The following is a 20,357-nucleotide window of genomic DNA, read 5'->3' as shown; positions in this document are numbered from 1 at the left end:
GGATGGAGTGCGGGACCACCGCGCGGTCGTCGCGGTCCTGATGAGTGGGACCCCGGCACACGCTCACGCGGGGTGCGGTGAGCATGTGGCCATGGCGGTCGATGCTCACGGTCTTCCCGGCGATCTGCCCGAGGCGGCGCGGGCGTACGCAAGCTTTCAGGGACGGATCGGGCGCACCATGGCGGGGTCGGAGCCCTGGTGGCCGCCCCGGCCGCAGGCCGGGACGAACGCGCCCAACGTGGTCGTGGTCCTGGTCGACGACCTGGGGTACTCCGACGTCGGCTGCTTCGGTTCGGAGATCGCCACCCCGCACATCGACCGGCTCGCCGACGAAGGGGTGCGCTACACCGACTTCCACGTCACTCCGATGTGCTCGCCGACGCGGGCCGCGCTGCTCACCGGGCGCAACTCGCACGCGGCCGGTGTCGGCTACGTCGCCCACGCCGATCCCGGCTTCCCGGGACACGCGATGGAGCTCGCCGACGACGTCAGCACGATCGCCGAGGTGCTCAGGGACAACGGCTACGCCACCCTGATGGTCGGCAAGTGGCACCTGTGCAAGGACGCCGACGCCACCGACACGGGCTCGCGGAGGTCCTGGCCGCTGCAGCGCGGCTTCGACCGGTTCTACGGGATCCTCGACGGGCTGACGGACATGTTCCACCCGCACGCGCTCTACCGTGACAACACCCGCGTCACGCCGGAGGAGTACCCCGAGGACTACTACTTCACCGACGACATCACCGACGAGGCGATCGCGATGCTGCGCTCGGCCAAGGCGTCGGACCCGTCCCGGCCCGTCTTCCTCTACTTCGCCCACGGCGCCGTGCACGCGCCGCTCAACGCGCGGGCGGAGGAGATCGAACGGCACCGCGGCGCGTACGAAGTCGGCTGGGACCGGATTCGCGCGGAGCGGTTCCGGCGCCAGCGCGAGCTCGGCGTCGTCGCGGACGGGACACGGCTCGCCCCCCGCAACAGTGAGACCGGGGACGACGTCCGCCCGTGGGAGGAGCTGAGCGAGGACCAGAAACAGGTCTTCGCCCGCTACATGGAGGTCTACGCCGCGGTGGTGCAGACCGTGGACGCCTCACTCGGCCGGCTGCGATCCGCGCTGGAGGAGCTCGGCGAGTGGGACGACACCGTGGTGCTGTTCACCTCCGACAACGGCGCCTCCCGCGAGGGCGAGGCACAGGGCAGCACCCAGTACTTCGACGTGCTGCGCCACTACCACGGCGCGGGCGACCTCGACGGCGCGTTCGAGCGGGACCGGCAGGCCATCGACCTGATCGGCGGACCCCGCTCGCTGCCGCACTACCCGCGTGGATGGGCCATGGCCTCCAACACGCCGTTCCGGCTGTACAAGATCAACACGCATGCGGGCGGCCACACCGTGCCCGCGATCGTCTCGTGGCCGCGGCGGCTCTCGGGGGTCGCCGGGGGCATCCGGCGTCAGTACGTCCACGTCACCGACGTCTTCCCGACGATCCTGGAGCTGACCGGCGCGACCGCGGCCGGGCACCGGCACGGCGTCGGCCTCAAGCCCCTGGCCGGGCACGGCTTCGCGCGCTCGCTGGAGGACCCCGACGTCCCGGAGACGCACCGCGAGCAGTACTACGAGATGCAGGGCCACCGCGGCTACTACCGGGACGGCTGGGAGATCGTCACCCGGCACGTCCCGCTCACGCCGTTCGGCGACCACGAGTGGGAGCTGTACGACCTGCGCGCCGACCCCACGGAGACCCGCGACCTGGCCGCGCGGTACCCGGAACTCGTCGCCGGTCTCGCCGCCCGGTGGGAGCGGGCCGCGTGGGAGAACCAGGTCTTCCCGCTGAACGAGGGCTCCGGGCTCCAGCGGGCGCGGCGCCCGGAGCGGGAGAAGGCCTTCGCCCGGCCGGTACGGCTCGTGCCGGGAACGCCCACGCTGGAGCGCTACCGGTCGCTCATGCTGGTCTACCGGCGCTCGTTCCGCGTCACGGTCGACCTCGACTTCGCGCCCGGCGACCGAGGCGTTCTCTTCGCGCACGGCGGCAAGAGCGGCGGCTACTCGATGTCCGTCGACGGCGACGAGCTGACCTACGTCCACAACCACTCGGCCGAGATGACCGAGCTCGCGCTCGGTGCCGTCGCGGCCGGCCGGCAGCGGATCGTGCTGGACGTCACCGCCCTCGAGGGCGGTACCCACGTCGACGTGCGCGTGCTGGTCAGGGGCCAGGTGCGCGGCAAGGCGGACGCGCTGCCGATGCCGATGGGCATGGCCATGTTCCAGGGCATCGACGTCGGCGTCGACCGCGGGTCACCGGTCTCGTGGGCCCGCTTCGACGCCGAGGGCACCTTTCCCTACACCGGCACGCTCCACTCGGTGACCTGGACCCCGGGCGACCCCGCGCCGGGGACCGGGCCGGAGACACTGGCGAAACTGCGGGAGATCGGTATGGCGTTCGAATGACAGGCGTCTGGGACGAGGAGTGCGACGTCCTCGTGGTCGGCTCCGGGGGAGGCGCGCTGACCGGCGCGTACACTGCGGCCCGCGAGGGCCTGCACGTGATCGTCGTCGAGGCGACCGACCGGTTCGGCGGCACGACCGCCTACTCCGGCGGAGGGCTGTGGTTCCCGTGCAACGCCGTGCTCCGGCGGGCCGGCGCGTCCGACACGATCGAGGACGCGAAGACCTACTTCCACGCCGTCGTGGGCGACCGGACGCCGCGTGAGCTGCAGGACGCGTTCCTGGAGACCGGGGCCCCGCTGGTCGACTACCTCGAGAGCGACGACGCCTTCGCCTTCATGGTCTACCCCTGGCCCGACTACTTCGGCTCCGCGCCGAAGGCGAGCCCGACCGGGCGGCACATCATGCCCGAGCCGCTCGAACCCGCGCGGCTCGGTGCTCTGCGCGACGCGCTCCGGCCACCGCTGGGCACCGACCGCGCCGGGCATCCGCTCCCCGACGTCGTACGCGGCGGGCAGGCGCTCATCGGCCGGCTGCTGCTCGCCCTCACCGAGCGCTCCGCCGACCTGCGGCGGGAGACCGTCTGCGACGGGTTCGTCCGCGACGGCGACACGGTGACGGGAGCGGTCGTCACCGGCCCGGACGGGCGGTACCGGATCCGTACGCGCCGGGGCGTCCTCGTCGCCTCCGGCGGCTTCGAGCGCAACGCGGAGATGCGGGCGAGGTACGGCGTCCCCGGCGAGGCCAGGGACGCGATGGGCCCGGAGGGCAACCTCGGCCGGGCGATCCAGGCCGGGATCGACGCGGGTGCCGCCACCGACCTGATGACGGAGGCCTGGTGGTCGCCGGGCATCACGCACCCGGACGGCACCTCGACCTTCTCCCTGTGGTTCACCGGCGGGATCTTCGTCGACGACGATGGCGAGCGGTTCGTCAACGAGTCCTGGCCCTACGACCGGATCGGCCGGGTGATCATCGAGCGGATGGCGACGGGCCGGCTGACCCTGCCGTACTGGATGATCTACGACGACCGCGACGGTCCGCGCCCGCCGGTCCGCTCGACCAGCGTCCCGCTGGGCGAGACCCGCGCGTACGAGGACGCGGGCCTGTGGGTCAGTGGCGACACGCTCGACGAGCTCGCGGGCAGGATCGGCGTGCCGGCCGGCGCGCTGACCGAGACGGTGAAGAGGTTCAACGCGTTCGCCGAGGCCGGCGAGGACGAGGACTTCCGGCGCGGCGACGAGCCGTACGACCGGGCGTTCGCCGGAGACGGCGGACCGCTCGTGCCGATCGAGGCCGGGCCGTTCCACGCAGCGGCGTTCGGCCTGTCCGACCTCGGCACCAAGGGCGGCCTGCGCACCGACGCGACCGCGCGGGTGCTGGACACCTCCGGCCGGGTGATCAAGGGCCTGTACGCCGCGGGCAACTCCATGGCGGCGGTCAGCGGCACCGTGTACCCGGGCGGCGGCAACCCGATCGGGGCGTGCATGGTCTTCGCCCACCTCGCGGCGCTGGACATGGCGGGCCGATGAGAATCGCGGTGGTGACCGGCGCGAGTCGCGGCGCGGGCAAGGGGATCGCGCTCGCCCTCGGCGAGACCGGCGCCACCGTGTACGTGACCGGGCGCACCCGGCGCGAGGGGGACGCGCCGCTTCCCGGCACGGTGTTCGCCACCGCCGAGGAGATCTCCCGGCGAGGCGGCACCGGCGTCCCCGTGGTCTGCGACCACGCCGACGACGCCCAGGTCGCCGCCCTGTTCGACCGGGTACGCGCGTCGCACGGGCGGCTGGACGTGCTGGTCAACAACGCCTGCGCGATCCCCGACCGGCTGGCCGCCAAGGGCCCGTTCTGGACCAAGCCGCTCGGCCTGCAGGCCATGTTCGACGTCGGCCTGCGGTCGTCGTACGCCGCGAGTCACCACGCCGCGCCGCTGCTGACCCGCGACCCGGACGCCGGCGGGCTCATCGCGTTCACCTCCTCCTTCGGCGGCGGCTGCTACATGCACGGCCCGGCGTACGGGGCGGTGAAGGCGGGCGTGGACAAGATGGCGCACGACATGGCCGTCGACCTGCGGCCGTTCGGCGTGGCGGTCGTCTCGATCTGGATGGGCCTGCTGCGCACCGAGCGGACCGAACGGGCGCTCGCGGCGGCGCCCGAGCGCTACGGGGCGCTGTCCACCGAGTCGCCCGAGTTCACCGGGCGGGTCATCGCCGCGCTGGCCCGCCATCCGGACCGGATGAGCTGGAGCGGCCAGACCGTGGTCGGCGCCGAGCTGGGGAAGGCGCTCGGCGTCACGGACGTCGACGGCCGGGCCCCGGCGTCGCACCGGCCGCTCCTCGGCGGCCCGACGACCTACAACGACGCGATCGTCGACTGAGACCCGGACACGGAGAAGGGAAGCCCGATGGACGTCACGGATCTGATCGAGTGCCGGGCGATCGAGGAGCTGAAGTACCGCTACATGCGCGCGGTGGACACCAAGGACTGGGACCTGCTCGCCGCCACACTCGAACCCGACGTCACCGCCGTGTACGGCGAGCGGCTGTCGTTCTCCAGCGCGGCCGACCTGGTCCGCGTCCTGAGCCGGATGATGGACGAGAACATGATCACGGTCCACCACCTGCACCAGCCCGAGATCGAGATCGACGGCGACACCGCGACCGGCGTCTGGGCGCTCATGGACCGCGTCATCCGCACGAAGGACCGGGTGATGATCGAGGGCGCGTCGATCTACCGCGACCGGTACCGGCGCGGCGGCGACGGCGTCTGGCGGATCGCGCGGACCACCTACCGGCGGCTTTACGAGTCGGAGGTCTCGCTCGACGACCTGCCGACGTTCACCGTGCGATGAGACCGGACACGGGGTGGACGGGAGCGGCCCAGCGGCTGTGCGCCGTACTGGCCGGGCTGGTGCTGGCCGGCTGTAGCGGCGCGACCGGCGGCACCGGGAACGGCGCGGTCGACCGGAACGCGAACCTGCGGATCGGGATGCCGGTGCCGCAGTCGCTCGACCCGCGGCAGGCGCCGGAGCCGTCCCAGCTGCTGATCGGGACCTGGCCGGTGTACGACCGGCTGATCCAGGTCGGCCCGCAGGCGCGGTACGAGCCGATGCTCGCCACCAGGTGGGCGTTCTCCGCCGACGGGAGGACGCTGACGCTCACGTTGCGCCACGGGGTGACGTTCAGCGACGGTACGCCGTTCGACGCGGCCGCGGTCAAGGCGAACCTGGACGCCTCCATGGCGGCCGCCAGGACGGTCGTGCAGCAGAACCTCGCCGACGTCGCCCGCGTCGACGTGACCGGGAACGACGTGGTGAACCTGCGCCTGAAGGCCCCGAGCACCACGGTGCTCTCGGCGCTGTCGAGCACGCTGGGCGGGGTGATGATCTCGCCGAAGGCGTTGAACGCGAAGAACCTGGCGACGCACCCGGTCGGCACCGGCGCCTACGTGATCGCCTCGTTCCGGCCCGGACAGCGGGTCGTCTACAAGCGGCGTACCGACAAGGGCGGCATCTGGGACACGCGGACCGGCGGCCCGGCCACGATCGAGATCAACACCTATCCCAGCCGCGACGCGGCGAACAACGCCGTCAAGAGCGGGCAGGCCGACATCGTCACCTGGCCCGGTGACAAGAAGCCGGTCCAGTCCCTCCTGGACTCCGGGCAACTCCAGGCACGGGCGCTGGACACCGCGCTGAACATGGTGGGCCTGAACCTGAACCGCACGGTCAAGCCGTACGACGACATCAAGGTGCGCCAGGCGATCAACTACGCGATCGACCGGAACGCGATCGTCAAGGCGTTCATGCCCTCGTCGGCGCCGCGCGTCCAGCCGTGGCCCGCCGGCCTGCCCGGGTTCGACCGGGCACGTGAGGCCGACTATCCGTACGACCCGGCCAAGGCGAAGACGCTGCTGGCCGAGGCGGGCTTCGCGAACGGCTTCGACGGCGGCGAGTTCCTCGTCGCGCAGGCGGAGGCGATCCCGCAGGCCGCCGAGGCGGTGCAGGCGGACCTGGCCCGGGTCGGGATCAGGATCAAGTTGCGTACGGTCGACGTGCTCAGCCTGGTCACCCAGTGGGCGCGGTCGAAGGACCCGGGCGAGCTCATGTACATGAGCATGCCCTCGATCGACGCCTACTCCTGGCTGCGGCGGTTGTTCGTCAACCCGACGTGGGTCCCGGCGGGACCCGACCCGGAGATGGCCAGGCTGATCCGCGGCACCGACGACCCGGGCCTGACCGACGCGCAGCGGTCCGCCCGGATCGGCGCGGCCGTCGACCACGCCACCGCGGACGCGCTGTACGCGCCGCTGTGGCAGGGCGTCGGCGGTTACCTCGCCGACGCCAAGGTGAAGGGTCTGGACGCGCTGGCGTCGGTCAACGGCGGCATCGCGGACTTCCGGAACGTCGGGATGACCAGGTGACGGCGCCGGGCGGGACCCACCTGCTCGACGGCCGGGTGGTGCTCGTCTCGGGCGTGGGCCCGGGCCTCGGCCGCTCGCTGGCGGTGCGCTCCGCCCTGGCGGGCGCGGACGTGGTGCTGGCCGCGCGGACCGAGTCGACGCTCCGCGCCGTCGCCGACGAGGTGGAGAAACTGGGCCGCAGGGCGCTGGCGGTTCCCACCGACATCACCGACGTGGCGTCGTCGGCCGCTCTGGCCGACCGCGCGCTCGACGCGTACGGACACGTGGACGTGCTGCTCAGCAGCGCGTTCGTGCACCCGCCGCAGGAGGAGCTGCTCGACGCGGACCTGGACGCGATGCCCAGGTGGTACGACGTCAACGTCCTCGCGGGGGTGCGGCTCGTGCAGCGGCTGGCACCGGCGCTCATCGCGTCTCGCGGAGCGGTGGTCATGGTCAACTCGATGGTGATCCGCAACCGTCTCCCGCGGTTCGGCGCGTACCGGATGACCAAGGCGAGCCTGCTCGCCGCCGCCCGCAGCCTCTCGGTGGAACTCGGGGCGAAGGGCGTACGGGTGAACTCGATCGCACCGGGCTACATCTGGGCGGACCGGGTGCAGGCCTACTTCCGGCGGATCGCGGAGAGCCGCGGGGTGAGCGCGCGGCAGGTGTACGAGGAGGCGGTCGCCGCCGTCGACCTGCGCCGGCTGCCCGAACCCGACGAGATCGCCGACGCCGCGGTGTTCCTGGCCTCCGACATGGCGAGCGCCATCACCGGTCAGTGCCTGGACGTCAACTGCGGCGAGACGCATCACTGAGAGCCGAGCCGACGACCGGAAGGAGAGGGGATGACCGGGACACGCACCTCCGTCGGGACGATCGAGGAACTCCACGAGGTGGCGAGCGCGGTCACGGGCCTGTCCGACTTCGGGGCGGACGACTACCTGGACGGCATGGCCGTCCTGCTCGACGGCTACGCGACCGAGGCGGCGCTGACGGAGCAGGGCCGGGAGTGGATCCGCGCCATGTTCCTCACCGTGCTCCAGTCCCGCCTGTACACGGAGGCGTCCTGGCGGGAACACCCCGAGCACCGGCACGTACGGCCGGAGGGCCCGATCTTCGTGACCGGCCTGCCGCGTACGGGAACGACCGCGCTGCACCGGCTGCTGTGCGCGGACCCGGCCCACCAGGGACTCGAACACTGGCTCACCGAGACTCCGCAGCCACGGCCGCCCCGCGACCGCTGGTCGTCGAACCCGGGCTACCAGCGGATACGAGCATGGATCGACGCCCGCTACGCGGGCAACCCGGGGCTCAAGGGCGCGCACTTCATGGCCCCGGACATGGTGGAGGAGTGCTGGCGGCTCGAGCGGCAGTCGATGCGGTCGGTCACCTTCGAGAACACGGCGCACCTGCCGACGTACTCGCGGTGGCTGGCCGGACAGGACATGACCCCGGTGTACGAACGCCATCGCCGCATCCTGCAGCTCATCGGCCTGCCCGATCGCGAACGCCGCTGGGTGCTCAAGAACCCCGGGCACCTGTTCGCCCTCGACGCGCTGATGACGGCCTACCCCGACGCACTCATCGTCCAGACCCATCGGGACCCGCACGCGATCCTCGCGTCGGTCAGCAGCCTGAACCAGCAGGCGAGCGCCGGACACTCGACGGTCTTCCACGGCCGCGTGGTGGGCGAGGACTGCCTGGCCCTGTGGGCGCGCGGCGCGGAGACCTTCATGGCCGCAAGGAGACGCCACGATCCGCGGCGGTTCGTCGACGTCCGCTACGACGACTTCGTCCGCGACCCCGTGGCCACCGTCGAGTCGATCTACGACCGGTTCGGACTGGAGCTGACCGGCCGGGCGCGGACGGCCATCGAAGCGGCCCACGCCGCGAGCCGGGCCGGCGAACGCCGGCCCGCGCACCGCTACCGCATGTCCGACTTCGGCCTCACCGACCAGCAGATCACCGCGCGCTTCGCGGCGTACCTCGACGACCTGAGCCGCGTGACCGCCCGCCGGCCCTAGAACGACGCGCGGGCGCCGCCGTCGAGGCGGATCTCCGAGCCGTTCCAGTACGAGGCCTCGTCGGAGGCGGCGAAGGCGATGAACCCGGCCATGTCCGCGGCGTCACCGGAGTGCTCCTGGCCCCACGGGTGGAGAAGACGGGAGTACCAGTCGCCCGGGTAGTCCTTCACCTGCTCCCAGATCTGCCACATCATCTGCGTCTTCACCCCGGACGGCGAGATCGCGACGACCCGGATCCGCCGGGGCGCGAGCTCGATGGCGAGGGTGAGGGAGAGCGAGACGAGCGCGGCCTTGGAGCCCGCGTACGCGCCCATGGACGGCACCGCCTGGGTGGCGGAGACCGAGGAGACGTTGATCACCGAGCTGCCGCCGCCGGCGGGCACGTGCGGCAGGGCCGCGGAGATGAGGCGCATCGGGCCGAAGAAGTTGATCTGGGTGATGGCGTGCACCCGATCCATGTCGAGGTCGTCGATCGGGGTCTTCAGGGTGACGCCGGCGATGTTGCACACGACGTCGATCCGTCCGTCCAGGCGCTCGGCCGCGGCCTGCACCCCCTCGATGATCGCGTCGTCGTCGGCCAGGTCGACGAGGTGGAAGGCGAACCGTCCGGGGTCCTCGACCAGGGTCGAGGTCTCCTTCAGGCCCTCCACGTTGCGCGCCAGGCCGAACACGGTGGCGCCCTCGGCGACGAACCGCACGGCGGCGGCCTGGCCGATGCCCGCGGACGCGCCGGTGATCAGAACGTTCTTGCCCTCGAACCGGTTCATGACGCGCTCCGTCCGTGCGGGCCCCCGCTGTGTGGAGAGCCGACGGTACGGGGCGCGTACGGTGACCGGGCGGTCCGTCCCGATCAGCGGGACCACGACGCGCCTGGTGTCGTATCCGGGTGCCGGTCGCCATCCCGGCCACTGAGATCGCGGGGCCGCGATCCGTGCGGGCCGAATTATCGTGCGGCGATCAGGTCGGACGCCTTCGAACCGACGCGCGGAGGGCGGCGTGGCCGGTACCCGGAACGGGAAACCCGGGCTACTCCAGCGCCATCCCGCCCCCATCGAGGTGCGCTGGCCGGAGAGGCACTGCCATGGGAGAGACGCTACGAATCAAGGACCTCCGCGACCCGGTGCTGACCGAGGCACAGCAGGGTTTCCTGACGTTCGCGGAGCAGAATCCGGTGAAGCTCACCGTCGAGGCCGTGCTCGCCGCCGCGGCCGACGCGACCGGGCTGGACGACTTCGGCCCGGAGGACTTCAAGGAGCGCCTGGCGGTCTGGATCGAGGAGATCGACGGCGACCCGAACCGCACCGAGTACAGCCGGATGCTGCTTTTCACCCTGTGCGTGAAGTACGCGAGCGGCCGGCTGCGGATGCGGGACGTGCTGACGAGGCATCCGGAGATCCACGACATCGAGATCCGGCGCCCGGTCGTCGTCACCGGCCTTCCGCGGACCGGCACGACCAACCTGGTGAACATGCTCGCGTCGGACACGCGGTTCCGCTCCATGCCGCTGTGGGAGACCGACGAGCCGGTCCCGGTCCCCGGCGAAGGTCCTGGCATCGACGGGGTCGATCCGCGCTTCAAACGCTGTGAGCAGGCCTGGGAGATCCACCGGGCCACCAACCCCTTCCTCGCCGCCTGGCACCCGATGAACCCGGACCACATCGACGAGGACATGGCGTTGATGCAGCTGGACTTCTCCAGCTACTACCTCGAGTCCCTCATGCAGATGGCGCCGAAGTGGCGCGACTACTACCTGGCGCACGACCAGACCCCGCACTACGAGTGGCTCAGGACCGCGCTGAAGGTGCTCACCTGGTACCGCGGCCCGCGGCAGTGGGTGCTCAAGTGCCCGCAGCACCTGGAGAACCTCGGGCCGCTGATGTCGGTCTTCCCCGACGCCACCGTGGTGGTCACCCACCGCGACCCCGTGGGCGTCGTCCAGTCGTTCGCCACGATGCTGGCCTTCATGGGACGGATGGGGTTCCGCGAGCCGGACGTGGACGCCGTCTTCGAGTACTGGAGCGAGCTGGCGCAGCGCTTCTGGCGCGCCGGGATCCGCGACGCGCACCTGGTGCCGGCCGACCGGCGGGTCGACGTCTTCTTCGACGCGTACATGGCCGACCCGATGGGCACGGTCGCCGGGGTCTACGAACGCGCCGGGATCGAGTTCACCGACGAGGCACGCACCCAGATCCAGGCCTACGTGGACGCCCACCCGCGCGACAAGCACGGCAGCATCGCGTACGACATCCGCGCGGACTTCGGCGTGACTCCCGAGCAGGTGCGCGAGAAGTTCCGGTTCTACCTCGACGTGTATCCCGTCAAGCCCGAGGTGATGTGACGCGATGGGAACCGTCCAGGCCGAGTACCGCCTGAGCCAGCTCGACCATCTGGAGGCGGAGTCGATCCACATCTTCCGCGAGGTCGCGGCGGAGTTCGAGCGGCCGGTCCTGATGTTCTCCGGGGGCAAGGACTCGATCGTCATGCTGCGCCTGGCCGAGAAGGCGTTCTTTCCGGCGAAGCTGCCGTTCCCGGTCCTGCAGGTGGACACCGGCCTGGACTTTCCCGAGGTGCTGGAGGCGCGCGACAACTGGGTTAGCCGTCTGGGGGTCCGGCTGGTGGTGGCCGGTGTGGAGGAGGCGATCAGGAACGGCGTCGTCGTCGACGACGGCCGGACGACCCGCAACCGGCTGCAGATCGGCACGCTGCTGGCCGCGATCGAGGAGAACGGCTTCACCGCGGCGTTCGGCGGCGGCCGGCGTGACGAGGACCGGGCCCGCGCCAAGGAGCGGATCTACTCCCACGAGTTCGGCCAGTGGGACCCGAAGATGCAGCGCCCGGAGCTGTGGAACCTGTACAACGGTCGGATCCGCGCGGGCGAGCACATGCGGATCTTCCCACTGAGCAACTGGACCGAGCTGGACATCTGGCACTACATCCGGCAGGAGCGGATCGAGGTCCCGTCGATCTACTACGCCCATCGCCGTGAGGTGATCGAGCGGGACGGGATGCTGCTGTCGGTGTCCGGCGCGGTCCGGCCTCGTCCGGGGGAGGAGCCGCGGACACGCCGGGTGCGGTTCCGCACGGTCGGGGACATGACCCTGACGGGGTGCGTGGAGTCGGACGCGGACACGGTGCAAAAGATCATCGAGGAGCTCTCCGTGGTCCGGGTGACCGAGCGTGGCGCGACCCGCGCGGACGACCGGTTCAGCGAGGCCGCCATGGAGGACCGGAAGAAAGAGGGCTACTTCTGATGGATCTGCTGCGCCTGGCGACCGCCGGGTCCGTCGACGACGGGAAGTCGACGCTGATCGGACGGCTGCTCCTGGACTCGAAGGCGATCTTCGAGGACCAGTACGAGGCGATCGAGACGACGAGCGCCTCGAAGGGCTACGACTACACCGACCTGGCCCTGCTCACCGACGGGCTGCGCTCGGAGCGGGAGCAGGGCATCACCATCGACGTGGCCTATCGGTACTTCGCGACCCCCAAGCGCAAGTTCATCATCGCGGACACTCCCGGGCACGTGCAGTACACCCGGAACATGGTCACCGGCGCATCGACCGCCGACCTGGGGCTGATCCTGGTCGACGCCCGTCAGGGGCTGACCGAACAGTCGCGGCGTCACGCGGTGCTGGTCTCACTGCTCCGGGTGCCGCACCTGGTGCTCGCGGTGAACAAGATGGATCTGGTCGGCCATGACCCGGACGTGTTCGAGCGGATCAACGACGAGTTCACCGCGTTCGCCACCAGGCTGAACATCCCGGACCTGCAGGTCATCCCGATCTCCGCGCTGCACGGCGACAACGTCGTGTCCCGGAGCGAGCACATGCCCTGGTACGAGGGCCCCTCGCTGATGCACCACCTCGAACACGTCCACGTCGCCTCCGACCGTGACCTGGTCGCGGCGAGGCTCCCGGTGCAGTACGTCATCCGCCCCAAGTCCGACGACTTCCACGACTACCGCGGGTACGCCGGCCAGGTCGCCGGAGGCGTACTGCGGCCGGGCGACGAGGTGGTGGTGCTGCCCAGCGGCATGACGTCGAGGATCGCCTCCATCGACCTGTTCGACCACGAGATCCCGGAGGCGTTCCCCCCGATGTCGGTCACCGTGCGCCTCGAGGACGACGTGGACGTCTCGCGGGGCGACATGATCGCCCGCGTCGGCAACGCGCCCCGGCCGAGCCAGGACATCGACGCGATGGTCTGCTGGATGACCGCCGAGCCGCTGCGCCTTGGCCGGAGGCTCGTGATCAAGCACACGACCCGGACCGGGCGGGCGCTGGTCAAGGACATCCGGTACCGCCTCGACGTCAACACTCTGCACCGCGACCAGGACACCGCCGAGTTCGGCCTCAACGAGATCGGCCGCGTCCGGCTGCGCGTCACCGTCCCGCTGCTGTGCGATCCGTACTCAAGGAACCGCGCCACCGGCTCCTTCATCCTCATCGACGAGGTCACGGGGGTCACCGTCGGCGCCGGCATGATCAACGACGCGGAGTAGGAGGCGCCATGGGCAGGCTCGACGGGAAGGTCGCCCTGGTCACCGGTGGGGCGCGGGGCATGGGCGCCTCGCACGTGCGCACGTTCCTGGGCGAGGGCGCGAAGGTGGTCTTCGGCGACGTCCGGCGGGACGAGGGCCGGTCGCTGGAGAAGGAGCTCGGCGACGACTGCCGATTCGTCGCCCACGACGTGACCACGGAGGAGGGCTGGTCCGCGATCGTCGAGCGCGCGACGGCCACGTTCGGCGGGCTCGACATCCTGGTCAACAACGCGGGCGTCCTCGGGTTCGGACCGGTCGCCGACATGACCGTGGCCGACTTCCGCAGGTTCCTGGAGGTCAACCTCGTCTCCCAGTGGCTCGGGATCAAACACGCCGGACCGGTGATGAGCGAGGGCGGCTCGATCGTCAACATCTCCTCGGTCAACGGCCTGGTCGGCGCCGCCGGGCTGACCGGTTACAGCGCCAGCAAGGCCGGTGTGCGCGGCCTGACGAGGTCCGCCGCCCTCGAACTGGCGCCCAGGAGGATCCGCGTGAACTCCGTGCACCCCGGAGGAGTCGCGACGCCCATGGTCGGCCGGAACGCCGACGACCTGGAGGACCGGGCCGGCGGAGTGATGTCCGGTCTGCCCATCCCGCGGTACGCCAGTCCACAGGAGATCAGCAACATGGTGCTGTTCCTCGCGAGTGACGAATCGAGCTACTGCACCGGCGCGGAGTTCGTGGTGGACGGCGGGATGACGGCCGGGGCCGGATTCTGAACGTCTTCAGCCCGTCGCGAGTACGCAGTGCGTGCCGCCCGCGAAGATGGTCGGCACGCACTTGTTGCAGTGGATGCACAGGGACCGGTGGGACGGGTCCGTCTGGATCCTGTTCACCAGGTCGGGCTCGCGCAGCAGGGCGCGGCCCATGGCCACGAACTGGAACCCCTCATCCATCGCCGTGTCCATGTGCGCCTTCTCGGTGATGCCGCCGAGGAGGATCAGCGGCAGGCCGACCGCCGCCCGGATCTGACGCGCGGCGTCCAGCATGTACAGCGGCCGGTACTCGTACGACCTGAGCTTCAGCCGGCCGCCGAGCCGCACCATCAGCCTGCGCGGCTGGGGCATCGCGGCCGCGAACTCACCTATCGGAGGCTCGCCCCGGAACATGTACATGGTGTTGCCCGGCGAGCTGCCCATGGTCAGTTCGAGGGCGTCGAGGTGACCGTCGGCCTCCAGCCACCGGGCGACCTGGACCGCCTCGTCGATCCAGAAGCCACCGCGCACGCCGTCGTCCATGGTGAGCTTGGCGATGACGGCGATCCGGTCCTTCGCGCGCTCGCGCACCGCACGCGTGATCTCGCGGGCGAAGCGCGCGCGGTTCTCCAGCGAGCCGCCGTACTCATCGTCACGCCGGTTGAGGTGGGGACTGAGGAACGAGCTGGGCAGGTAGTCGTGACCGAGATGGACCTCGACCGCGTCGAAGCCGGAGTCGACGGCGACGTCGGTCGCGTCACCGAAGGCCGCCACGACGCGCCTCAGGTCGGCCTTCGTCGCCATTCTGCAGGAGCGCAGGTTCTGCGCGTCGAACCGCTTGACCGGCCCGAGCGCCGGTAGCCCGGTCGACTTCGCGTTGGCGACCACGCCGGCGTGGTCGATCTGCACGGAGGCGGCCGCTCCCTCGGCGTGCACGGCCTCCGTCAGCCGCCGGAGCCCGGGCACGGCCTCGCGCCGCATCTGGATCATGGGCGCGAACTGCCGGCCGTCCGCCGTGACCGCGCAGAACGCCAGCGTGGTCATCCCGACCCCGCCGGCGGCGAACCGGCGGTGGAAGCCGATGAGGTCGTCGGTGACCAGGCCGCGCGGCGCCCGCCCCTCGAAGGTCGCCGACTTGATGATCCGGTTGCGCAGGGACACCGGCCCCAGCGCCGCCGGGGAGAAGATGTCTGGCACGGTCGTCTCCCATCGACGGGTCGCGGACCGGAACGACCCTAGGCGCGCGGCACCGCCGACGCGGGAGACGTCCCGATCAGCAGGACACCCCTCACATCAGGGTGTCGTCGTCGAGGAGGCCGAGGATCCGCTCCATCATCCCGTCCGACCACACCGTCGAGGGCATGTCGTCAGGAGACGTCTCCGGGAACAGCCGCCGGGAGATGCGCTTGGCGACGTCGAGCACCAACGGGGCGTAGCGCTCCAGCGGATCGCCGCCGGTCTCGCCGCACAGCGAGATCCCGGCGACCACGCCCTCGGGCCCACGGATCGCCGCGGCGACGCTCGATATGCCCGCGACGTACTCGTCGCGCTCGAAGGTCAGTCCGTGCCGGCTCCGGATGCGGCGCAGCTCCTGGTGCATCACCAGCAGGTCGGTGATGGTGTTGTGCGTGCGCGCCTTCATGCCCCCTTCGAGGAGAGTGTCGGCCTCCTCGGGCGGCAGCCAGGCGAGCATCGCCTTGCCGAGGCCGACGGCGTGCGCGGGGGCGCGTCCGCCCACGCGGGAGGGCAACGCCGCCGCGCCGATCCCGCCGATCCTGTCGAGGTAGACCACGTCCGCGAAGTCCAGGATGCCGAGATGGGCGACCTTCCCGGTACGGGCGTGCAACTGCTCCAGGAGGGGCACCGCGACGGCCCGGATCTCCGCGTGGTCGCTGACCGGGCCGCCGAGCTGCAACGCACGCCGCCCCAGCGCGTAGCCGCCCTCCGTGTGTCTCAGCCAGCCCAGCCGCACGAGCTGCTCCAGGATCCGGTGCGAGGTCGACCGCGGCAGCCCGGTGTGCGCGGCGATCTCGTCCAGGCGCAGACTGACGGAACGGTCGTCGAACGCCTCCATGATCAGCGTCATCCGCTCGATCATCGACGGCGGGGCCGTGGCCCTTCCCGAAGTGTCGCTGGTCATTTTCGGGTGCACCTCCAGTCGGCCGGACCTGACGGGGAGTGTGATCGCTTTCAGACCAGGATCAAGCTGTCGTCCACGCCGAGACCGTAAGCCCACCGGCCGTACAGGGACATCCCCTGCTCGGCGTCGTTGACCACGTGTGCCGCGCCGGTGTGCACGTCTCGCCAGGCGCGTTCGATCGGGTTCCCGGCCTGCGCGCCGTGCCCACCGGCGGCCTTGAACAGCAGGTCGACGGCGTCGACCGCCCGTTCGGCGCTCCGGACCTGGTCGCGGCGCGCGCGCAGCCGGAGCTCGATGGGGATCGGCTCGTTACGGACGGCGTGTTCCATCTGCTCACGCAGGTCACGCTCCAGCTGGAGGACGGACGCGTCGATCTCACTGGCTCCCCGTGCCACCGCCACCGGCCCGAACTCCTCACCGGCCCACCTGCGCCCGCCGTGACTGAGTTTGCTCCGCCGGCGCATCCGGGCCAGGTGGTACGCGTAGGCGCCCTCGGCCGCGCCCAGCAGCGGCGCGGTGATGGCCGTGCTGTGGATGGAGGCGAACGGGACGCGGTAGAGCACCGGGGCGCCGGGAGCGCGCTGCTCCTTGGCGATCCGCCGCCTGCCCTCGGCCCCGTAGATCCGGTGAGGCGGCACGAAGGCGTCCCTGACCAGCACGTCCCGGCTGCCGGTGCCGCGGAGGCCGACGACGTTCCAGCCGTCCTTGAGCACGTAGTCCGAACGCGGCACCACGACCGCCGTGTAGTCGACGGGGTCGCCGCTCGGCCCGATCATGAGGGTCCCGAGCACGATCCACTCGCAGTGCTCCGCGCCTGGAGCGGAGCGCCACGCGCCGTTCAGCCGGTAGCCGCCCTCGACCGGGACCAGACGACCCGTCGGTGCGTAGGAGGAGGACACCAGCACGTCCCGGTCGGCTCCCCAGACGTCCTCGCCCATCCGCGGTTCGAGCAGCGCCACGTGCCAGGGCGTGATGCCGAGCAGCGACGCGACCCAGCCCGTCGACGGGCACGCGGAGGCGAGGCATCGTACGGCCGTGAAGTAGTCGACCGGGTCGCTCTCGTCTCCGCCGTACCGCGTGGGGCGCAGCATGCCGAACAGGCCGGCCTCGATGAGCGCGGCCATCGTCTCCTCCGGCACCCGGCGTTCGGACTCGGTGCGAGACGCGCGCTCCCGGATGGTCGGCAGCAGCTCACGAACGGACTCGAGGACGTCCTTGGCCACTCTGCGCTCCCTCCGGGGAGGTGAACTCCGTCCCTGTCCATGGAGAGGGATCTTCAGCGTAATCCGGGCCTGCGGACTCGTCGATGCGCCGAGGTCTCGCTCATCGGGATGTCCGCCTTCTCGCGGGACGGGAGATGGTTACGTTCCAGCCATCATGAGCGCGCACTGGGACCGTGAGGTCGACTTCCTCGTCGTGGGCAGCGGCGGTGGCGGCATGACCGCCGCCCTGGTGGCGGCGGACGCGGGCCTCGACACTCTGGTCATCGAGAAGAGCCGGCACTTCGGCGGGACGACGGGGATCTCCGGCGGCGGCATCTGGGTGCCCGACAACCCGACCCTGAGGCGCAGCGGACAGGGCGGCGACCGGGACGCGGCCCGTACCTATCTGCGTCTGATCACCGCGGGCCGGGTCTCGGACGCGCGGATCGACGCCTTCGTCGACCACGGCCCGGCGGCGATGGAGTTCCTGGAGAAGAGCCGCTGGATGCGGTTCTTCTGGGTGAAGGGCTACGCCGACTACCACCCCGAGGTCGAGGGAGGACGCGCCTTGGGCCGTTCGATCGAGGCCCGGCCGTTCGACACCCGCAGGCTGGGTGAGGACGAGGCGTTCCTGCGGCCGAACGGCATGAAGGGCCCGCTGGGCCTGTGGGTGACGGCCAAGGACTACCACGACCTCGCGATGGCCAAGCGGACGTGGCGGGGACGCCGCGCGTCGCTGGTCGCGGCGTGGCGGGTCTCCTCGAACCTCGTCCGGCGCCGGCACATGGCGACGACCGGGCGCGCGCTCGTCGCCCGGCTGCGCCTCGCGCTGCGGGACGCCGGCGTCCCACTGTGGCTGGAGACGCCGATGACCGAGCTGGTCACCGGGGAGAACGGCGCGGTCGGCGGTGTCGTGGCCGAGCGCGAGGGCCGCACGGTGCGGATCCGCGCGCGGCGCGGGGTGCTCCTGGCGACCGGCGGCTTCGAGCACAACGCCGGGATGCGCCGGCGGTACCTGCCCGAGGCCGGCCGGCCGGACCACAGCGGCGGCGTGCCGGAGAACCTCGGGGACGGGATCGAGGCCGGCCGCCGGGCCGGCGCGGCGGTCGACCTCATGGACGACGCCTGGTGGATGCCGTCGGTGCGGCATCCCACGGGCGCCGTGATCCCGCTGGTGTCGGAGCGTTCGATCCCGCCGTCGCTGATCGTCTCGGGGCGGACCGGGCGGCGGTTCACCAATGAGTCGGCGCCGTACGTGAACTTCGTGCACGACCAGCTCGCGGGCGGGCACGTCCCGCTCTGGTTCGTGATGGACGCCAAGGCACGTGCGCGCTACCCGTTCGCCCAGGTTTTGCCCGGCGCGGAGATCCCGCGGGCCTTCTACGACGCGGGCACCGCGCACCGCGCCGGCACGCTCACCGAGCTCGCCGGCCGGATCGGCGTCCCCGCCGACGTGCTGGCGGCGACCGTCGAGCGCTTCAACGGGTTCGCCCGCGCCGGCAAGGACGCCGACTTCGGCCGTGGCGACAGCGCCTACGACCGGTACTACGGCGACCCGACGCTGCCGAACCCCACCCTGGACGTGATCGAGAAGGCTCCGTTCCACGCGATCCGGGTCGAGGCCGGGGACCTGGGCACCAAGGGCGGGCTGGCCTGCGACGAGCGGTCCCGCGTCCTGCGCGCCGACGGCTCGGTGATCGAGGGCCTGTACGCGACCGGCAACACCTCGGCCTCGGTCATGGGCCACGACTATCCGGGTCCGGGCGGCACGATCGGCCCGTCCATCGTGTTCGGCTACGTCGCGGCCCGGCACGCCGCCGAGAGGGCGGCGGCCCCCGCCGGTTCCGCCGAGCGGATCGGGTAGGCGGCGCGGGAGGCATGAACCGACAGCGCTCCTACCGCCTCCGGGTCGTCGAGGTGATCCGCGAGACCGCCGACGCCCACTCGATCGTGCTCGAACCGGACGAGGCCGACGTCGGCCGCTTCGACCACCGTCCCGGCCAGTACCTCACGTTCAACGTTCCCACGGAGCAGGAGGGCGGCGCGGCCCGCTGCTACTCGCTGTCGAGCTCCCCGCTGCTCGGCGAGCGGCTCAAGGTCACGGTCAAGCGCACCGCCGACGGCTACGGCTCCAACTGGATCTGCGACAACCTCCGCGAAGGCGACGAGATCGAGACGCTGCGGCCGGCGGGCACGTTCACGCCGCGCACGCTGGACACCGACTTCCTGCTGTTCGCCGGCGGCAGCGGGATCACCCCGCTGATGTCGATCCTGAAGTCCGCGTTGCACGCGGGCCGGGGGAGCGTGGCGCTCGTGTACGCCAACCGCGACGAGCGGTCGGTGATCTTCCGCGACGAGCTCGTGGCCCTGGAGAAGCAGTACGCCGGCCGCCTGCACGTCGTCCACCTGCTGGAGTCGGTGCAGGGCATCCCGCGGGTGGAGACGCTCACCGAACTGGCCCGTCCGTACGCCGCGCGGGACGTGTTCGTCTGCGGCCCGGCGCCGTTCATGGACGCGGTCGGCGAGGGCGTCGCCGCGGTCGGGGTGCCGGCCGGCCGGACGCACTACGAGAGGTTCTCGTCGCTGGCCGAGGACCCGTTCACCGAACCGGCCGTCGTGCTCGACACCGAGGCGGCCGGCACCGTCGAGGTGGAGCTGGACGGCGAGACCACGACCCTGGCCTGGCCGAAGGCGAACAGGATGCTCGACGTCTTCCTCGCCGCCGGCCTCGACGCGCCGTACTCCTGCCGCGAGGGCAGGTGCAGCGCCTGCGCCTGCGTCCTGCTCGACGGGGAGGTCGAGCTGGAGCACAACGAGGTGCTGGAGAAGGAGGACATCGCCGACGGCATCGTGCTGGCGTGCCAGGCGGTCCCTCGCAGCGAGCGGGTCCGGGTGACCTATGACCAGTAGAG

The 20,357-nt window shown here is 71.3% G+C and carries 17 protein-coding genes; 13 read left to right on the top strand and 4 right to left on the bottom strand.

The genetic code is table 11. The features are described 5' to 3' along the window. Positions 1–91 precede the first annotated feature (91 nt). From OG417_RS40340 to OG417_RS40310, 7 genes are read left to right on the top strand one after another with little or no spacing between them, the layout of a single operon-like run. Complete coding sequence (locus OG417_RS40340; protein ID WP_329240414.1) at positions 92–2,446, top strand: sulfatase-like hydrolase/transferase; 2,355 nt, start codon at positions 92–94, stop codon at positions 2,444–2,446. Then, complete coding sequence (locus tag OG417_RS40335) at positions 2,443–3,975, top strand: FAD-binding protein (protein WP_329240413.1); 1,533 nt, start codon at positions 2,443–2,445, stop codon at positions 3,973–3,975. Before OG417_RS40340 ends, OG417_RS40335 begins: the two co-directional genes overlap by 4 nt. Continuing rightward, complete coding sequence (locus tag OG417_RS40330; protein ID WP_329240411.1) at positions 3,972–4,820, top strand: SDR family NAD(P)-dependent oxidoreductase; 849 nt, start codon at positions 3,972–3,974, stop codon at positions 4,818–4,820. The genes OG417_RS40335 and OG417_RS40330 overlap by 4 nt, the downstream gene beginning before the upstream one ends. A 27-nt stretch (positions 4,821–4,847) precedes the next feature. After that, a complete protein-coding gene (locus tag OG417_RS40325; protein WP_329240409.1) occupies positions 4,848–5,294 on the top strand; it encodes a nuclear transport factor 2 family protein in 447 nt (148 codons plus the stop codon). Beyond that, complete coding sequence (locus OG417_RS40320) at positions 5,291–6,865, top strand: ABC transporter substrate-binding protein (protein ID WP_329240408.1); 1,575 nt, start codon at positions 5,291–5,293, stop codon at positions 6,863–6,865. The genes OG417_RS40325 and OG417_RS40320 overlap by 4 nt, the downstream gene beginning before the upstream one ends. Next, positions 6,862–7,659, top strand: coding sequence for an SDR family oxidoreductase (locus OG417_RS40315; protein WP_329240406.1), 798 nt, complete (start codon positions 6,862–6,864; stop codon positions 7,657–7,659). The genes OG417_RS40320 and OG417_RS40315 overlap by 4 nt, the downstream gene beginning before the upstream one ends. Positions 7,660–7,689: 30 nt before the next feature. After that, positions 7,690–8,868, top strand: coding sequence for a sulfotransferase family protein (locus OG417_RS40310; protein WP_329240404.1), 1,179 nt, complete (start codon positions 7,690–7,692; stop codon positions 8,866–8,868). On the opposite strand, the gene OG417_RS40305 is transcribed toward OG417_RS40310, so the two are convergent. Further along, a complete protein-coding gene (locus OG417_RS40305; protein ID WP_329240403.1) occupies positions 8,865–9,635 on the bottom strand; it encodes an SDR family NAD(P)-dependent oxidoreductase in 771 nt (256 codons plus the stop codon). The two genes, OG417_RS40310 and OG417_RS40305, sit on opposite strands and share 4 nt — an antisense overlap. Positions 9,636–9,949: 314 nt before the next feature. Between OG417_RS40305 and OG417_RS40300 the strand changes: the two genes are divergently transcribed. The 4 genes from OG417_RS40300 to OG417_RS40285 are packed head-to-tail and all read left to right on the top strand — an operon-like array spanning position 9,950 to position 14,127. Next, positions 9,950–11,206 carry a sulfotransferase family protein gene (locus tag OG417_RS40300; protein ID WP_329240402.1) on the top strand — a complete coding sequence of 419 codons (1,257 nt, stop codon included), beginning with the start codon at positions 9,950–9,952 and terminating at the stop codon, positions 11,204–11,206. 4 nt (positions 11,207–11,210) lie between these two features. Next, positions 11,211–12,119 (top strand): sulfate adenylyltransferase subunit CysD, encoded by a 909-nt coding sequence (gene cysD / locus OG417_RS40295; protein WP_329240400.1) that lies wholly within the window; start codon positions 11,211–11,213, stop codon positions 12,117–12,119. Beyond that, on the top strand, positions 12,119–13,369 hold the full coding sequence (locus OG417_RS40290; RefSeq protein WP_329240398.1) for a sulfate adenylyltransferase subunit 1: 1,251 nt from the start codon (positions 12,119–12,121) through the stop codon (positions 13,367–13,369). Before cysD ends, OG417_RS40290 begins: the two co-directional genes overlap by 1 nt. Before the next feature lie 8 nt (positions 13,370–13,377). Then, positions 13,378–14,127, top strand: coding sequence for a glucose 1-dehydrogenase (locus OG417_RS40285; RefSeq protein ID WP_329240396.1), 750 nt, complete (start codon positions 13,378–13,380; stop codon positions 14,125–14,127). A gap of 6 nt (positions 14,128–14,133) precedes the next feature. Here OG417_RS40285 and OG417_RS40280 read toward each other — a convergent pair whose 3' ends face one another. The 3 genes from OG417_RS40280 to hsaA form a co-directional block, all read right to left on the bottom strand. Then, on the bottom strand, positions 14,134–15,300 hold the full coding sequence (locus OG417_RS40280; protein WP_329240395.1) for an NADH:flavin oxidoreductase: 1,167 nt from the start codon (positions 15,298–15,300) through the stop codon (positions 14,134–14,136). A gap of 91 nt (positions 15,301–15,391) precedes the next feature. Further along, positions 15,392–16,243 carry an IclR family transcriptional regulator gene (locus OG417_RS40275; RefSeq protein WP_329240393.1) on the bottom strand — a complete coding sequence of 284 codons (852 nt, stop codon included), beginning with the start codon at positions 16,241–16,243 and terminating at the stop codon, positions 15,392–15,394. 50 nt (positions 16,244–16,293) lie between these two features. Then, positions 16,294–17,466: a 3-hydroxy-9,10-secoandrosta-1,3,5(10)-triene-9,17-dione monooxygenase oxygenase subunit gene (gene hsaA / locus OG417_RS40270; protein WP_329240392.1), complete on the bottom strand. Its 1,173-nt coding sequence runs from the start codon at positions 17,464–17,466 to the stop codon at positions 16,294–16,296. A 154-nt stretch (positions 17,467–17,620) separates the two neighbouring features. Here hsaA and OG417_RS40265 point away from each other — a divergent pair, with 154 nt between their 5' ends. Both OG417_RS40265 and OG417_RS40260 read left to right on the top strand, forming a co-directional pair. Next, a complete protein-coding gene (locus tag OG417_RS40265) occupies positions 17,621–19,309 on the top strand; it encodes an FAD-binding protein (protein WP_329240390.1) in 1,689 nt (562 codons plus the stop codon). A 14-nt stretch (positions 19,310–19,323) separates the two neighbouring features. Further along, on the top strand, positions 19,324–20,355 hold the full coding sequence (locus OG417_RS40260) for a ferredoxin--NADP reductase (protein ID WP_329240388.1): 1,032 nt from the start codon (positions 19,324–19,326) through the stop codon (positions 20,353–20,355). The last annotated feature ends 2 nt before the right edge of the window (positions 20,356–20,357 follow it).

Origin of the sequence: Actinoallomurus sp. NBC_01490 (assembly GCF_036227085.1) — a bacterium.
Lineage (GTDB): Bacteria > Actinomycetota > Actinomycetes > Streptosporangiales > Streptosporangiaceae > Actinoallomurus > Actinoallomurus oryzae.
Note: the sequence above shows the minus strand (reverse complement) of the source record. Positions and strands in the feature narration are given on the sequence as shown.

Excerpts from the sequence above, each read along its gene's own strand:
- OG417_RS40330 (WP_329240411.1), top strand. The coding sequence starts at position 3,972 with ATGAGAATCGCGGTGGTGACCGGCGCGAGTCGCGGCGCGGGCAAGGGG.
- OG417_RS40320 (WP_329240408.1), top strand. The coding sequence starts at position 5,291 with ATGAGACCGGACACGGGGTGGACGGGAGCGGCCCAGCGGCTGTGCGCC.
- OG417_RS40285 (WP_329240396.1), top strand. The coding sequence starts at position 13,378 with ATGGGCAGGCTCGACGGGAAGGTCGCCCTGGTCACCGGTGGGGCGCGG.
- OG417_RS40290 (WP_329240398.1), top strand. The coding sequence starts at position 12,119 with ATGGATCTGCTGCGCCTGGCGACCGCCGGGTCCGTCGACGACGGGAAG.
- OG417_RS40275 (WP_329240393.1), bottom strand. The coding sequence starts at position 16,243 with ATGACCAGCGACACTTCGGGAAGGGCCACGGCCCCGCCGTCGATGATC.
- OG417_RS40305 (WP_329240403.1), bottom strand. The coding sequence starts at position 9,635 with ATGAACCGGTTCGAGGGCAAGAACGTTCTGATCACCGGCGCGTCCGCG.
- OG417_RS40265 (WP_329240390.1), top strand. The coding sequence starts at position 17,621 with ATGAGCGCGCACTGGGACCGTGAGGTCGACTTCCTCGTCGTGGGCAGC.
- OG417_RS40300 (WP_329240402.1), top strand. The coding sequence starts at position 9,950 with ATGGGAGAGACGCTACGAATCAAGGACCTCCGCGACCCGGTGCTGACC.
- OG417_RS40260 (WP_329240388.1), top strand. The coding sequence starts at position 19,324 with ATGAACCGACAGCGCTCCTACCGCCTCCGGGTCGTCGAGGTGATCCGC.
- OG417_RS40325 (WP_329240409.1), top strand. The coding sequence starts at position 4,848 with ATGGACGTCACGGATCTGATCGAGTGCCGGGCGATCGAGGAGCTGAAG.
- OG417_RS40335 (WP_329240413.1), top strand. The coding sequence starts at position 2,443 with ATGACAGGCGTCTGGGACGAGGAGTGCGACGTCCTCGTGGTCGGCTCC.
- OG417_RS40340 (WP_329240414.1), top strand. The coding sequence starts at position 92 with ATGGCGGTCGATGCTCACGGTCTTCCCGGCGATCTGCCCGAGGCGGCG.
- OG417_RS40310 (WP_329240404.1), top strand. The coding sequence starts at position 7,690 with ATGACCGGGACACGCACCTCCGTCGGGACGATCGAGGAACTCCACGAG.
- cysD (WP_329240400.1), top strand. The coding sequence starts at position 11,211 with ATGGGAACCGTCCAGGCCGAGTACCGCCTGAGCCAGCTCGACCATCTG.